General features: G+C 70.2%; 15 protein-coding genes. 3 read left to right on the plus strand and 12 right to left on the minus strand.

What is annotated here, in order from left to right; genetic code table 11:
* Positions 1–64: 64 nt before the first annotated feature.
* The 4 genes from KOI47_RS18130 to pafA all read right to left on the minus strand — a co-directional run bounded on the left by KOI47_RS18130 (position 65) and on the right by pafA (position 3695).
* A complete protein-coding gene (locus tag KOI47_RS18130; RefSeq protein ID WP_216204738.1) occupies positions 65–295 on the minus strand; it encodes a bacteriophage holin in 231 nt (76 codons plus the stop codon).
* An 18-nt stretch (positions 296–313) separates the two neighbouring features.
* Entirely contained in the window at positions 314–1288 is a 975-nt protein-coding gene (locus tag KOI47_RS18135; protein WP_216204741.1) for a helix-turn-helix transcriptional regulator, read from the minus strand.
* A complete protein-coding gene (locus KOI47_RS18140) occupies positions 1285–2253 on the minus strand; it encodes a helix-turn-helix transcriptional regulator (RefSeq protein ID WP_216204744.1) in 969 nt (322 codons plus the stop codon). Before KOI47_RS18140 ends, KOI47_RS18135 begins: the two co-directional genes overlap by 4 nt.
* An 83-nt stretch (positions 2254–2336) precedes the next feature.
* On the minus strand, positions 2337–3695 hold the full coding sequence (gene pafA / locus KOI47_RS18145; protein WP_216204747.1) for a Pup--protein ligase: 1359 nt from the start codon (positions 3693–3695) through the stop codon (positions 2337–2339).
* Between the two features lie 77 nt (positions 3696–3772).
* Here pafA and KOI47_RS18150 point away from each other — a divergent pair, with 77 nt between their 5' ends.
* A complete protein-coding gene (locus KOI47_RS18150; protein WP_216204750.1) occupies positions 3773–5257 on the plus strand; it encodes a bifunctional phosphatase PAP2/diacylglycerol kinase family protein in 1485 nt (494 codons plus the stop codon).
* Positions 5258–5289: 32 nt separating this feature from the next.
* Here KOI47_RS18150 and prcA read toward each other — a convergent pair whose 3' ends face one another.
* From prcA to dop, 4 genes are all read right to left on the minus strand, one after another.
* The gene (prcA, locus tag KOI47_RS18155; protein ID WP_216204752.1) at positions 5290–6087 is read right to left on the minus strand and encodes a proteasome subunit alpha; all 798 of its coding nucleotides are present in this window, start codon (positions 6085–6087) and stop codon (positions 5290–5292) included.
* A gap of 114 nt (positions 6088–6201) precedes the next feature.
* Positions 6202–7053 carry a proteasome subunit beta gene (gene prcB, locus KOI47_RS18160; RefSeq protein WP_216204755.1) on the minus strand — a complete coding sequence of 284 codons (852 nt, stop codon included), beginning with the start codon at positions 7051–7053 and terminating at the stop codon, positions 6202–6204.
* A 68-nt stretch (positions 7054–7121) separates the two neighbouring features.
* Entirely contained in the window at positions 7122–7316 is a 195-nt protein-coding gene (locus KOI47_RS18165) for a ubiquitin-like protein Pup (RefSeq protein WP_216204758.1), read from the minus strand.
* Positions 7317–7405: 89 nt separating this feature from the next.
* Positions 7406–8908 (minus strand): depupylase/deamidase Dop, encoded by a 1503-nt coding sequence (dop, locus tag KOI47_RS18170; protein WP_216204761.1) that lies wholly within the window; start codon positions 8906–8908, stop codon positions 7406–7408.
* Positions 8909–8995: 87 nt separating this feature from the next.
* On the opposite strand from dop, the gene KOI47_RS18175 reads away from it, so the two are divergent.
* Positions 8996–9544 carry an NUDIX domain-containing protein gene (locus tag KOI47_RS18175; RefSeq protein ID WP_216204764.1) on the plus strand — a complete coding sequence of 183 codons (549 nt, stop codon included), beginning with the start codon at positions 8996–8998 and terminating at the stop codon, positions 9542–9544.
* Here KOI47_RS18175 and KOI47_RS18180 read toward each other — a convergent pair.
* Positions 9541–10152, minus strand: a complete 612-nt coding sequence (locus KOI47_RS18180; protein WP_216204766.1) for a hypothetical protein — start codon at positions 10150–10152, stop codon at positions 9541–9543. The two genes, KOI47_RS18175 and KOI47_RS18180, sit on opposite strands and share 4 nt — an antisense overlap.
* 122 nt (positions 10153–10274) lie before the next feature.
* Positions 10275–11207 carry an aldo/keto reductase gene (locus tag KOI47_RS18185; RefSeq protein WP_216204769.1) on the minus strand — a complete coding sequence of 311 codons (933 nt, stop codon included), beginning with the start codon at positions 11205–11207 and terminating at the stop codon, positions 10275–10277.
* Positions 11208–11385: 178 nt separating this feature from the next.
* On the opposite strand from KOI47_RS18185, the gene KOI47_RS18190 reads away from it, so the two are divergent.
* Positions 11386–12198 (plus strand): class I SAM-dependent methyltransferase, encoded by an 813-nt coding sequence (locus KOI47_RS18190; RefSeq protein ID WP_216204773.1) that lies wholly within the window; start codon positions 11386–11388, stop codon positions 12196–12198.
* A gap of 4 nt (positions 12199–12202) precedes the next feature.
* On the opposite strand, the gene KOI47_RS18195 is transcribed toward KOI47_RS18190, so the two are convergent.
* Both KOI47_RS18195 and KOI47_RS18200 read right to left on the minus strand, forming a co-directional pair.
* Complete coding sequence (locus tag KOI47_RS18195; protein ID WP_216204777.1) at positions 12203–12547, minus strand: hypothetical protein; 345 nt, start codon at positions 12545–12547, stop codon at positions 12203–12205.
* A 51-nt stretch (positions 12548–12598) separates the two neighbouring features.
* A complete protein-coding gene (locus KOI47_RS18200) occupies positions 12599–13630 on the minus strand; it encodes a glycoside hydrolase family 5 protein (protein WP_216204780.1) in 1032 nt (343 codons plus the stop codon).

A 13630-nucleotide genomic window follows, 5' to 3' on the forward strand; every position in this document is an offset into this window, starting at 1 on the left:
CTCCTCTCTCTCACCCACGGATTCTACGTTGGTTTCCACCCCAGTTGGACGAACCTTCGAAGGTTCAGCCCTGCTCCGAGACCAGGACCTCGTCGAGGTCCCCGCGACGCTGCGTCATCGCGACCCGCAACGCCGCGGCCCTGGCGCGCAGCAGCCCGGTTCGATCCGTGGTGTCCGCCACCACCATGCTCGCGGCGCGGTCGAACCGGCGCAAGACCCTGGCCACCCGAAAGATCACCACGGCGAGGAAACACACCCCGAACACGACCAGCACCAGGCTCAGCACATACAGCACCAGCTCACCGTACTGCTTCTAGGTTGACGTCAGGTGACGAGCCCTGGCCAGCGCGTCGGCGGCCCGGTGACGTACCGCGTCGGCGAGCTTCGGCGGGTGCGCCACCCTGGCGCCCCCGCCAAGGCTCAGCACCAGCCGCACCATCCAGGACTCGTCCCCATAGCCCATCCGGATCCGCAGCCGGCCGCCGTCCAGCTCGGCCAGTTCCTCGCACGGGTAGTACTCCGCCACCCAGCGCGCGTCCGGCTCCAGCACCAGCTCCGCCTCCGGCTGCCCTGGACGGGGCGTGTACACCCCCTCGGAGAGGTCGGTCGGCTCGGCGTGCGCGGGCGGCGCCGCGGGCTCGTCCAGCACCTCTAGCCGGTCGATCCGGTCCAGCCGGAACAGCCGCACCCCCTCCGCCCGGCGGCACCACGCCTCCAGGTAGCTGATCGCCTGCACGATCAGCAGCCGCATCGGGTCCACGGTCCGGTCGTTGATCTCGTCCTTGGAGGCGGTGTAGTACCGCATCCGCAGCGCCCGGCCTTCCCGCAGCGCCCGCTGTACCGTCTCCCTGGTCTGCGCGGTCCCGGCGGCCTCTCGCACGCCGAGGCCCACCACCACGCCGGAGGGCTGGGCCGCACCGGCTGCGGCCTCGATCTTGGCGATGGTCCGTTGCACGGCCTCGGTGTCCACCACCCCCGGCGTCTCGGCCAGCGCCCGCAACGCGACCAACAGCGCCGTCGCCTCGGCCCCGGTGAGCCGCAGCGGCCTGCGCATCCCCGCGTCGTAGGTGACCGACACGGTGTCGCCCTCGAAGGAGAGGTCGATCAGGTCGCCCGGCCCGTAGCCGGGCAGCCCGCACATCCACAGCAGCTCCAGGTCCTTGCGCAGCTGCTGCGGGCTGACCCCGAAGTCCCTGGCGGCTTCCCCGATCTCGATTCCCGGCCGGGCCAGCAGGTACGGCACCAGGGCCAGCAGCCGCGGCATCCGCCCGGTCGTACCCCTGCTCATGACTTCTCGACCTGTTCCAGCCGGTCCTGCACGGCCTTGGCCAGCACGTCCGGCTCCAGCACCAGCACGTCCGGACCGTGCCCGGCGATCCAGTCCGCCGCACCCTCCGGGGAGTACAGCTCGACCTCGCCCACATCCCCCGGCACCCCGGCGACCGTGAGCCGGTCCACCAGCGTGACCCGGCGCCGCACCCCGGCCGCGCGCCCATCCGCGATCCACAGCCGCGCGGTCGCCACCGGCGCGAGATCCTGCTGCCCGGTACCCGCGACGAACTCCAGGAGGTTCACCTCGGCCGGTTTGCGCACCGCACCAGGCTTGCCGACGGCACGCACCTCCCCGCTGATCCGGGACAACCGGAAGCAACGGGGCGCGTCCCGGTCCCGGTCGTGCCCCACCACGTACCAGCGGGCCTTCCAGGACACCACACCCCATGGCTCCATCGTGCGGGTCCTGCGCTCGGCCGAGCCCGCGCGGCGGTACTCGAACCGCACCGCCCTGCCCTCCTGCACGGCGGCCACCAGCGGCGCGAACGCGGTCTCGGTGCGCACCCGTGGCTCCACCACGGTCTGCGCGCCCGCGTCCACCTCGACCCCGGCGGCCCGCAACTTCACCAGCGCACCGTTGGCCTGGCCGGTGAGCTCGGGCGAGTCCCACAGCCGCACCGCCAGCCCGACCGCGGTCGCCTCGTCCGGCGCGAGGTCGATGTCACCGAGCTCGTAGTCCCTGCGCGCGATCCGGTACCCCTCGACGGTGTCGAAGCTGGAGTTACGGCCGGTCTCCAGCGGGATGCCGAGTTCACGCAGCTCGGTCTTGTCCCGCTCGAACATCCGCGAGAACGCCTCGTCCGTGGCCGCGTCGGCGTATCCGGGCACGATGCCGCGAATCCGCTCGGCAGTGAGGTACTGCCGAGTGGACAACAAGGCGAGCACCAGGTTGACCAGGCGCTCGGCGCGCGCGGTGGACACGCGACAACCCTAGCTCGCTCCGGTCCCGCCCTTGCGGAGGTCCCCATCCTCGCGCGTCGAACTCACGATCGAGGCACGACCGTTCACAGGCTGCTGATCAGCCGTTCCACCCGTTCGTCCACTGCACGGAACGGGTCCTTGCACAGCACGGTGCGCTGCGCCTGGTCGTTCAGCTTCAGATGCACCCAGTCCACGGTGAAGTCGCGTCCAGCCTGCTGCGCGGCCGCGATGAAGTCGCCCCGGAGCTTGGCCCTGGTGGTCTGCGGCGGGGTGTCCTTGGCCAGTTCGATCTCGCCGTCGTCGGTCACCCGCTTCACCAGGCCCTTGCGTTGCAGCAGGTCGAAGATGCCGCGGCCGCGCCGGATGTCGTGGTAGGCGAGGTCGAGCTGGGCCACCCTGGGGTTGGAAAGGTCCAGGTTGTTCTTGCTGCGATACCGCTCCACCAGCCGGTACTTGATCGCCCAGTCGATCTCCGTGTCGATCTTGCTGAAGTCCTGCTGCTCCACGGCGTCCAGCGCCCGGCCCCACAGCTCGACCACCCGCTCCGCGGTCGGTCCGGAGTCGTTGGCCTGCACATGCTGCACGGCACGCGCGTGGTACTCCCGCTGGATCTCCAGCGCCGAGGCCTCCCTGCCACCGGCCAGCCGGATCTGGCGGCGCCCGGTCATATCGTGGCTGATCTCCCGGATCGCCCGGATCGGGTTGTCCAGGGTGAAGTCCCGGAACTGCACCCCCTGCTCGATCATCTCCAGCACCAGGTTCGCCGCCCCGACCTTCAGCAGGGTCGTCGGCTCGGCCATGTTCGAGTCGCCCACGATCACATGCAACCGCCGGTAACGCTCCGCGTCCGCATGCGGCTCGTCCCGGGTGTTGATGATCGGTCGCGACCGGGTTGTGGCACTCGACACACCCTCCCAGATGTGTTCCGCCCGCTGGGAAAGGCAGTACACCGCACCGCGCGGGGTCTGCAACACCTTGCCCGCCCCGCACATCAGCTGCCTGGTCACCAGGAACGGCAACAGCACATCCGCGATCCGGGAGAACTCCCCCGCGCGCGTGACCAGGTAGTTCTCGTGGCAACCATAGGAGTTGCCCGCGGAGTCGGTGTTGTTCTTGAACAGGAAGATATCCCCGCCGATGCCCTCGTCCGCCAACCGGCGCTCGGCGTCCACCAGCAGGTCCTCGAGGATGCGCTCCCCCGCCTTGTCATGCGTGACCAGCTGGGTGAGGTTGTCGCATTCGGCCGTCGCATACTCCGGGTGCGAGCCCACATCCAGGTAGAGCCGGGAGCCGTTGGAAAGGAACACGTTCGACGAGCGCCCCCACGACACCACCCGCCGGAACAGGTACCGGGCCACCTCGTCGGGCGACAGCCTGCGCTGCCCGTGAAAGGTGCAGGTGACCCCGAACTCGGTTTCGATCCCAAAGATCCGCCGCTGCATCCCACCAGGGTAGGCGCTCGACCCGGAAGGACGGACGGCCGTTCGGGCGGGACACGCCGTCAGCTACGTTGCTTTTCGTGTTCAGGCGTGTCACGAAGCCGCTGAAGAAGGTCGGCAGGGTCGACCACAGACTCATGCTGCGCAGCGCGGCACTGCCGAGGACCAGGGCAGATGAGCTGCTCACCACGCTCAGCCGGGCCGCGAACAAGTCGCAGCTGTGGTGGGTCATCGGCGCCGGGCTCGCCCTGCGCCGCGGGTCCAACCGCCGCGGCGCGCTGCGTGGTGTGGCGGCAATCACCGGGGCGAGCGTCACCGCGAACCTGCTCGGCAAGCCCCTTTTCCCGCGCCGCAGGCCCGCCGCCGAACTGGTGCCCGAGCACCGCAGGCTGGTCCGGCAACCCACTTCCTCGTCCTTCCCATCCGGGCACGCCGCCTCCGCCGCCGCCTTCTGCACCGCGGTGGCCATGGAGAGCCCGCTGGCCGGCCTGGCCATCGCCCCACTGGCTGCCGCCATCGCCTACTCCCGGGTGCACACCGGGGTGCACTGGCCCAGCGACGTCGGCGCCGGAGCACTGCTCGGCATCGTCGTCGGCCTCGGCACCCGGCACTGGTGGCCACTGCACCCGGACAGCCCCGCCCGCACCGCGCACCACGCCGAGGCCCCGGTCATGCGGGACGGCGAGGACATGCTGGTCCTGGTCAACCCCGGTTCCGGGGACGCCGACCAGGACCCCAGCGACGAGGCACGGTTCGCCTGGCCGAAGGCGGTACTGGTGTACCCGGAGAGTTCAACGGACATCCGCACGCAACTGGCCGAGGAGATCCGCTCCCGCGGCGGCACCGTGCGCGCCCTTGGCGTCGCGGGCGGGGACGGCACCGTGGCCGCGGTGGCCTCCGTCGCCGCCGAGCACGGCCTGCCGCTCGCCCTGATCCCGGCGGGCACCCTGAACCACTTCGCCCGCGATGTCGGCGTCGGCTCCATGGCCGAGGCGGACGCCGCCACCGAGGCCGGTTCGGCGCGCGGGATCGACCTGGGCGAGGTGGAGATCATCGGGGTCGCAGGCACCGAGCGGCGCTGGTTCGTCAACACGGCCAGCCTCGGTGGCTACCCGGAGATGGTGCGGCTGCGGGAGAAAATCCAGCAACACCATCCGAAATGGCCCGCAGCCGCGATCGCCATGACCAGGACCCTGCGCCGCGCCCGCCCGCTGCACGTGGTGCTCGGCGGCAAGCCCACCCGGGTGTGGGTGCTGTTCGTCGGCAACGGCACCTACGCACCGAAGGGGTTTGGGGCCACCACCAGGCCCGCGTTGGACACCGGGCTGCTGGACGTGCGCTACCTGCGCGCCGACGTGCCGTACTCCCGGGCGCGGTTCATCCTCGCCGTACTCACCAACACCCTGCACGCCAGCCATGTCTACCGGCAGGTCGACCTGCCGGAACTGACCGTGCGGCTGCTCGACGGCAACCGCAGGGTGGCCACCGACGGCGAGGTGGGCCCGCTCGGCAACGAGTTCCGCTTCCGCTCCCGCCCCAGCGCCCTCACCATCTACCGCCTGTAACCGCCCAGCGTCAGACCGTGGGACTGGGGGTGCTAGCCGCTTTCGTTGCCGGTGCCGTTCTCCGGCTTGTCCTTCGACTCGGCTTCCTCGCCATTCTTCTTGGCGTCCGCACCGTCCGCGTCATCGTCCTTGGCGGGGCTCGCGGGCAGCAGGTCCGCGAGGGCGGCGCCGTTGATCCGGCGGAAGGTCCGGCCCGGCCGCTCCCGGTCCAGCACAGCCACCTCGAGCTTGCCCGGCTCCACATCGCCGTTGCCACCGGAGGAGGTGGCCCGCAGCCCGCCGACGGCCACGGCCAGCGCGGCGGCGAGATCCATGTCCTCCTCGTAGGTCTCCTTGAGCTTCGTGCTGATGGTGTCGGCCTGACCACCCATCACCACATGCCGCGGCTCGTCACCGATCGAACCGTCGTAGGTCAGCCGGTAGAGCTGGTCCTCCTCGGGCCTGCTGCCCACCTCCGCGACGCAGATCTCCACCTCGAACGGCTTGAGCTGCTCGGTGAAGATGGTGCCGAGGGTCTGCGCGTAGACGTTGGCCAGCTGCCTCGCCGAGACGTCCCGCCGGTCGTAGGAGTAGCCCTGCAGGTCCACATGCCGGATCCCGCCCTTGCGCAGGCTCTCGAACTCGCTGTACCGGCCGACCGCGGCGAACCCGATCCGGTCGTAGATCTCGGAGACCTTGTGCAGGGTCGTGGACGGGTTCTCGGCGACGAACAGCACGCCGCCGCGGTACTTCAGCACGACGACGCTACGTCCCCTGGCGATTCCCTTGCGGGCGAGCTCGGAACGCTCGCGCATCAACTGCTCGGGTGAGGCGTACAGCGGCATCGTCACAGCGTTGGCTCCGCTCTGCTGGTTGGAACTGGGCTCATCGGGATTTGATCGGACTCTGCTTGTCGAACTCTGCTTCTCGAACGACGAAGGGCAGGGGAACGACGACGGGCGAGATCAGCCCGTCCCACCACGTTCGGTGCGGGCGGCGACCACGGCTGCGGCCGCTGCCGCCGTCTGCTCCTCGGGAACCGGAACCGCCCCCTGCTCGGCCGTGATGGTAACGACGTTCGGATAGATCTTGCGCACCATATCCGGCCCACCGGTGCCGGTGTCGTCGTCGGCCGCGTCGTAGAGCGCCTCCACGGCCGTCCGGATCGCCGCTTCGGCATCCGCTTCCGGGTTGTACAGCTTCTTCAGCGCCGACTTCGCGAAGGTCGAGCCGGACCCGATGGCGTGGTAGCCGAAGTTCTCCTCGTAACGGCCCCCAGCCACGTCGAAGGACACGATCCGCCCCACCCGGCGCGGATCCGTGGCCGCGGTGTCGTAGCCGATGAACAGCGGCACGACGGCCAGCCCGGCCATGGCGATCTCCAGGTTCGCCCGGACCATCGTGGCCAGCTTGCTCGTCTTGCCGTCCAGGGACAGCGAGACACCCTCGATCTTCTCGTAGTGCTCCAGCTCCACCGCGTACAGCCGCACCATCTCCAGCGCGATACCCGCGGTGCCCGCGATGCCCACGGCCGAGTACTGGTCGGTGATGAACACCTTCTCCATGTCCCGGTTGGAGATGAGGTTACCCGTGGTGCCCCGACGGTCACCCGCCATCAATACGCCACCGTTGAACGCCATGGCGACGATCGTGGTGCCGTGCGGAACGTCCATCTCGCCTCCGGCCGAGAGGTCCGACCGGTTCGCCGGCAGCAGCTCAGGGGCCTGCGACCGGAGAAAATCGGTGAACGAGGTGTTCGTCGACGACAGGTATGCCGAGGACAGCGCAGCGACCGACGTACCCGGGATGTTGTTCATACGTGCTCGTGGTTCCCATCAACGAAGGTCATCGAACAGGTGCGGGGGCTGCCGAAACGGGTGTGGGCCTACTGGCCACCCTTCTGCACGTAGGCGCGGACGAAGTCCTCGGCGTTCTCCTCGAGCACGTCGTCGATCTCGTCCAGGATCGTGTCCACGTCCTCGCCGAGCTTCTCCCTGCGCTCCTGTCCCGCGGCCCCGCCGGCCTCGACCTCCTCCTCGGAGTCGCCGCCACCGTGCTTCTCGATCTTTTCCTGCGCCATACTCGCCTCCCAGCGTGTGGCTGTTACCCCCCAGCTTACCTAGCGCGACCCGCACTGGCGATCAGCCGGGTACGGCACGGCAAGCCCGGCTACTCGGCCGCGGTCAGCGCCTCGACCAGCTCCTCGGCCGTCTCAGCCCGGTCCAGCAACTCCCCGACATGCGCCTTGGTACCACGCAGCGGCTCCAGAGTAGGAATCCGCACCAGCGACTCGCGCCCCACGTCGAAGATCACCGAGTCCCAGGAAGCGGCCGCGATCGAAGCGGCGTACTTCTCCAGGGTCCGCCCCCGGAAGTACGCCCGGGTGTCCGAGGGCGGGGTGGTGATCGCCGCGCGCACCTCGTCCTCGCTGACCAGGCGTTTCATCGAACCGCGGGTCACCAGCCGGTTGTACAGCCCCTTGTCCAGCCGCACGTCCGAGTACTGCAGGTCGACCAGGTGCAGCCGGGGCGCGGCCCAGCCGAGCTGGTCCCGGGCGCGGTAACCCTCCAGCAACCGCAGCTTGGCGGGCCAGTCCAGCCGATCGGCGCATTCGGCCGGGTCACGGGACAGTGCGTCCAGCACCTCGCCCCACAGCCGCAGCACGTCCTTCGCCATGCTGTCGCCGCCGTGCTTCTCGATATGGGCGGCGGCCATTTCGTGATAAGCGAACTGCAGGTCCAGCCCGGTGAACTTGCGGCCGTCGGCCAGGGCCACCTTGGTCTTCAGCGTCGGGTCGTGGCTGATCTGGTGTACCGCGCGCACCGGCTCGTCCAGCTTCAGGTCGTCGAACCGGGTCCCGGCCTCGACCATGTCCAGCACCAGCGCCGTCGTACCGAGCTTCAGATACGTCGAGTACTCGGCGAGGTTGGCGTCCCCGACGATCACGTGCAGCCTGCGGTACTTGTCCGCGTCCGCGTGCGGCTCGTCCCTGGTGTTGATGATGCCGCGCTTGAGCGTGGTCTCCAGGCCGACCTCGACCTCGATGTAGTCGGACCGCTGGGACAGCTGGAAACCGGGTTCCTCGCCCTGCGCCCCGATCCCGACCCGGCCGGAACCGGTCACCACCTGACGGGACACGAAGAACGGGGTCAGCCCGGCGATCACCGCGGTGAACGGCGTCGAACGCGCCATCAGGTAGTTCTCGTGCGTGCCGTAGCTGGCGCCCTTGCCGTCCACATTGTTCTTGTACAGCTGCAGCTGGGGCTGGCCGGGCACGGTGGCCGCCTTCAGCGCGGCCTCCTCCATCACCCGCTCCCCCGCCTTGTCCCACACCACGGCATCGCGCGGATTGGTCACCTCGGGCGCGGAGTACTCCGGATGCGCGTGGTCCACATACAACCGCGCCCCGTTGGTCAGGATGACGTTCGCCGCACCGAGGTCCTCGACATCCGGGTCCTGGCCGCCACCGCCGGGGCCCGCGAGGTCGAACCCACGCGCGTCCCGCAGCGGCGACTCGACCTCGTAGTCCCAGCGCGCCCTGCGCGCCCTGGGGATATCGGCAGCCGCCGCGTAGGCCAGCACCACCTGAGTGGATGTCAACACCGGGTTCGCGGTCGCGTCGCCCGGCACCGCGATGCCGTACTCGACCTCGGTTCCCATGATCCGCCGCATGTCACCACCCTACGGGGCGGCCGCGCCCGGTGTCGGACGGGCCGAGCGGCGTACGCTCGGCATGAGCAGTCCGGGGAGGAGCCGACCATGCCAACCGCACCGGCCGAGGAGCTGGTCGCCGTCTACGACTCCGCCGGTGCGGTCGTCGGATCGGCGCCCCGCAGCGAGATGCGCGCCCGCGGTTACTGGCATGCCGCGGGCGTGGTGCTGGTCCGTTCCGGTGACGGCCAGTGGGTGTACGTCCATCTGCGGGCGCCGGACAAGGACGTGTTCCCCGGCGCCGAGGACTGCTGGGCGGGTGGCGTGGTCGCCGCGGGCGAGACCCCGGCCGAATGCGCGCGCCGGGAGCTGGCCGAGGAACTCGGCATCCACGGAGTGACTCCGGTCCCATTGTTCGTGCACGTGTTCAACGAACCACCGGTGCGCTGCCACAACTTCGCCTTCGAGGTCCGCTGGGACGGACCGATCCGGCACCAGCAGGAGGAGATCGTGGACGGGCGCTGGGTTCCGCTGGCCGAGCTGCGCGCGCTGGCCGAGGATCCGGATGGCCCGCTGGTCCCGGACGGCCGCCGCGGGGTCCAGGAATGGTTCCGCCGGTTCGGCGGAACCGAGGCCGGCCCCCACCAGGATCACTAACCGCGCAGCGCCGCCGCCGCGACCGGGGCGAGCCGCACCAGGGCTTCCCGCGCACGCTCCGCGCTGCCCGCATCCACCTGTACCCCGGACACCACCTGCTCGCCTGCCAGCAACACCGTGCAGCGTGTGCCGACGCACCAGGCGCGCTCGGCTTCGGTGCCGCCGGGCATGGTCACCGAGAACGGCTGCCCCTCGGCACAGTTGAACGACCCGAGCACCTCCGCCGCCGGACGGTCGGGATAACCGGTCACCTGCTGCCGCAACGCCGACCCGGTCGGGTACTCCCAGCTCGCCGCGCGCCGTAGCGCGGGTTCCGCGGGCGGTGGCAGCTCCGCGAGGCAGCCCGCAGGCCCGGACACCCCGGCGGGCTGTACCCCCTCCTCGGCGACCTCGGTGGCGGTGAGCAGGGCGGAGCCGACCGCCTCCCGCAAGCCGGTGGGCGGTGGGGAGGACACCGAGGACGCCGCCGGCGGGGCCTGGGTGGTCGGCGGGCTGCTCGTGCCCGCCTCCGTGGTGTCCGGCGGGTCGTCGTAGTAGGTGTCGAGATCGTTCGGCCGGTCGGCACATCCGCCGAGGCCGGCAAGCGCGACCGCCGTGACGACGATCAATCGCCCAGGACGCACCGACTCATCCCCTTCGGTGTTTGTGGCCCGCGCACTACCCCAGTGAGCTGGGGCCCGACACTACCGCTTGGCGAGCGCACCCCGGCATCCAGCCACCATCGGCCACGTCACTGCCACGGGAGGGCTGCCCGCCGCGCCCAGTAGTCCGCGGGCGGCTCGGCAATGGTGCTGAGCCGGTCCCGCTCGGTGTTCGTCAGCGCGATTCGCTCGGCGGCCAGGTTGCCTGCGAGCTGGGACGAGCCCGCGGGGCCGGTCAAAACCACATCGGCCCATGGCTGGGCCATGGCGGCGGCCAGGGCGATGGCGTCCGGGGTGCCGCCCCGGGCCGTGGCGGCCTCGACCACCGCGGCCGGCGGGTCCACCGCGAGCCTGCCGTTGGCCAGGGTCTCCTTCAGCAGCACCCGCGCCCCGGCCGCATGTGCCTCGGCGAGCGCGCCCGCGGCGGAGGGCTCGAGCAGGTTCCAGGTGGACTGCACCGCGCTGAACAGCCGCACCCCGGACGCCTCCAGCTCGAAGGCCCGCCGGATGGTCTCCGACTGGCGCGGGCCGGAGGTGGAGAAGCCGATCCGCACACCTGAGTCGGCAAGCGCCGCGAGCTCGTCCAGCAGCGGCCGGTCGGTGAACAGCGGGCTGTCCGCGGTCAGCGAATGGACCTGGTACAGCGAGATCGCCTCGCCGAGCAACGACCGGCTCTCCCGCCACTGCGCCCGGAACCGCTCGGCCGAATGCTCCTTGACCTCGTGCACGGGCGCGTCCAGCCGCCAGTCCCCGACGTAGGCGTACCCCCATTTGCTGGAGACCACCAGGTCCCGGTGGCCGCGCTCGGCCAGCCAGGCACCGAGGAACTCCTCGGCGCGCCCATAGGACCTGGCGACGTCGACATGCCGGATCCCGGCGGCGTAGGCCTGGTCGAGCAGCGCATGGGTGACCGCCCGCAGCGCGGCGACGGATCGCTGCGCTGGCAACTCGGCCACCCGGCCGAGGTTGATGTACGCGGGCCTGCCTACCGCGGCAAGTCCCAGCCCGATGGCGGTCACCATGCGCAGCAGGCTAGCGTAGCGATTCTCCCACGTCGTTGCGGTGTGGTGAGGGACGTGGTCAGAGAGCACGGGTAGTGACGCAGTCAAAAGCGGTGCTGAATAAATCGTTATACACCAATATTGCTCGCTGCTGGCTGAACTCGCCCCAGCCGCCGAACGGAAACGCCAAACTTGCGCCATGGACCAGGAATTCGGCGGCGATGTGGTCGGCTTCTACCACCGGTACCGGCGCGGCTACCCCGCCGCCGTCTTCGACACCCTGGCGGCCGAGTTCGGCCTCCGCCCCACCGACGTCGCCGTCGACCTTGGGTGCGGGACCGGGCAGCTGACCTGCCCGCTCGCCGACCGGGTCGGCGCCGTGCTCGGTATCGACCCGGAGCCGGACATGCTGGCACGGGCCCGGCGGGCCGCGGCCGAGCGCGGGATCGGCAACATCGGCTGGCTACTGGGAGCCGATGCCGACATGCCGGCACTGCAGGCCGTGCTGGGGGCGCGCCGGGTCGGCTGCGTCACGATCGGGCAGGCCCTGCACTGGATGGACCACGGGCGGCTGTTGCCGGAACTGGCCACGCTACTCCGGCCGGGCGGTGGCGTCGCCGTCCTGACCAACGGCACCCCGCTCTGGCTACAGCCCAGCCCCTGGTCCCACGCCCTGCGGGAGTGCCTGGAACGGCTGCTCGACACCGAACTCACCCGCACCTGCGGAACCGACGAGCCCACCCAGCGCGCGTACCGGGAAGCCATGGCCGGGGCAGGTCTTGCGGTCCGCGACACCCGGCTCACCTATCGCGCCGAGCTGAGCCTCGAGGAGATCGTCGGTGGCGTCTACTCGGCAATACCGGCCGGACGACTCCCCTCCCCCGCCCGGCGACCGGGGTTCTCCAGCCGGATCGAACGTGCGTTGCGGCCACATGCGCCATTCGTCGAGGAGGTGGAAGTGCGGATGCTGCTGGGAACGACCTCGAGCGGCACCTCAAGCGGCACCGTATAGATCATTATACAGAGCCATCGCGGCGGCGCATCAGCTCGAGGAACTGCTCGGAGTTCAGCACCTGCCGGTGCAGCTTCTCCAGCCGCGCCGCCGGCGCCCGCACGTATCCCTTGCCGAAGACCGGCGCGATCTGCCGCAGACTGGCCCCGGCCTCGCGGGCGGCGAGCAGGGCCCAGTCCGATGCGTTGGCGCAGGCCGTCGAGGCCTGCCGCAGCTCCCCGAGCAGGGCGATCAGATCCTCCGGCGCCACCTCCCCCGCGCGCACCGACTCCGCCGTATCCTCCAGCCAGGACAGCACGTCGGCGGCAGTGATCGGCGCGCGCGGGGTGGTCTGTGGTAAATCGTCCATAGCCCAACCGTATAGGTCGTTATACGCTTGGCTGGGCCGACACGCCGGGCACTACCCAGCCCGGATGTGCTCGCGTACCCACACCCCGGCCGGCTTCAGCGGGCCGGGGCCGGTCCACGGCCCTCCGGCCGAGCAGGTGCCCTCCTGGAAGACCGCGCCGGAGCGGTGGTCATCGGAGAAGTTCCAGTTCACCCAGCTGATCTTCTGCTGTGCCATCAGGTCCAGGTAACGCCCGGCCATTGCGAAGTCGTTGCCGCCGTCCCCGGTGTAGGTCTGGGTGCCGAACTCGGTGACGAACACCGGCAGCCGCTGCGCCGCCCTGGCGAGGGTGTCCAGGTAGTAGTCCCGATGCGAGGCGGCGTAGAAGTGGAAGGTGTACATGATGTTCTCCGCACGCACCGGGTTGGCGATGATCTCCCGCTCGTCGCCTCCCTCGGACACGCCGAGCGAGGACCAGCCACGGGTGCCCACCAGCACCACCGCATCCCGGTCCTGCGCCCTGATCACCGGGATGATCTCCTCGGCGTAGCTCCGGATCCGGGACCAGCTCACCCCGCTCGGCTCGTTGGCGATCTCGTAGAGCACGTTGTCCTTGCCCCGGTGCCTGCCGACGATCTCGGTGAAGAAGGTGCGGGCCAGGGAAAGGTTGTAGTGCGGATCGCCAGGGCTGAGCATGTGCCAGTCGACGATGGCGTACATCCCGCGCTGGGTCGCCTCCTCGATGAACCGGTCGACCAGGTCGGTGAACCGGCGCGGATCGGTCTCGTAGCCGCCTTCCTGGATGTACATCGACAACCGGAGGACGTCCGCGCGCCAGTCCCCCGCCAGCGCGTCCAACGATCCGTCCGTCACGCAGTGCGCGTACCACTGCAGCCCGTGCGTGCTCATCCCGCGCAGCTGCACCGGCCGGCCACTGCTGTTGCACAGCCGGAGCCCGCATACCGAAAGCTTCCCGTTGGCCGCGACGGCGCTGTGTTCCGCCACCACACCGGTGTCCCCGGGCGCGGCCTCGGCGATGGTGCCGGGCAGGACCACCACCGCGGCCAGTGCGACCAGCGTCCGTATCCGCGTCTGCCACCTCAT

The organism is Amycolatopsis aidingensis (assembly GCF_018885265.1).
GTDB classification, from domain to species: Bacteria; Actinomycetota; Actinomycetes; order Mycobacteriales; family Pseudonocardiaceae; genus Amycolatopsis; species Amycolatopsis aidingensis.

Bases quoted from the DNA above. Each gene is read 5' to 3' on its own strand.
- KOI47_RS18135 (WP_216204741.1), bottom strand. From the start codon at position 1,288: ATGAGCAGGGGTACGACCGGGCGGATGCCGCGGCTGCTGGCCCTGGTG.
- pafA (WP_216204747.1), bottom strand. From the start codon at position 3,695: ATGCAGCGGCGGATCTTTGGGATCGAAACCGAGTTCGGGGTCACCTGC.
- prcB (WP_216204755.1), bottom strand. From the start codon at position 7,053: ATGAACAACATCCCGGGTACGTCGGTCGCTGCGCTGTCCTCGGCATAC.
- KOI47_RS18165 (WP_216204758.1), bottom strand. From the start codon at position 7,316: ATGGCGCAGGAAAAGATCGAGAAGCACGGTGGCGGCGACTCCGAGGAG.
- dop (WP_216204761.1), bottom strand. From the start codon at position 8,908: ATGCGGCGGATCATGGGAACCGAGGTCGAGTACGGCATCGCGGTGCCG.
- KOI47_RS18175 (WP_216204764.1), top strand. From the start codon at position 8,996: ATGCCAACCGCACCGGCCGAGGAGCTGGTCGCCGTCTACGACTCCGCC.
- KOI47_RS18185 (WP_216204769.1), bottom strand. From the start codon at position 11,207: ATGGTGACCGCCATCGGGCTGGGACTTGCCGCGGTAGGCAGGCCCGCG.
- KOI47_RS18190 (WP_216204773.1), top strand. From the start codon at position 11,386: ATGGACCAGGAATTCGGCGGCGATGTGGTCGGCTTCTACCACCGGTAC.
- KOI47_RS18195 (WP_216204777.1), bottom strand. From the start codon at position 12,547: ATGGACGATTTACCACAGACCACCCCGCGCGCGCCGATCACTGCCGCC.
- KOI47_RS18200 (WP_216204780.1), bottom strand. From the start codon at position 13,630: ATGAGGTGGCAGACGCGGATACGGACGCTGGTCGCACTGGCCGCGGTG.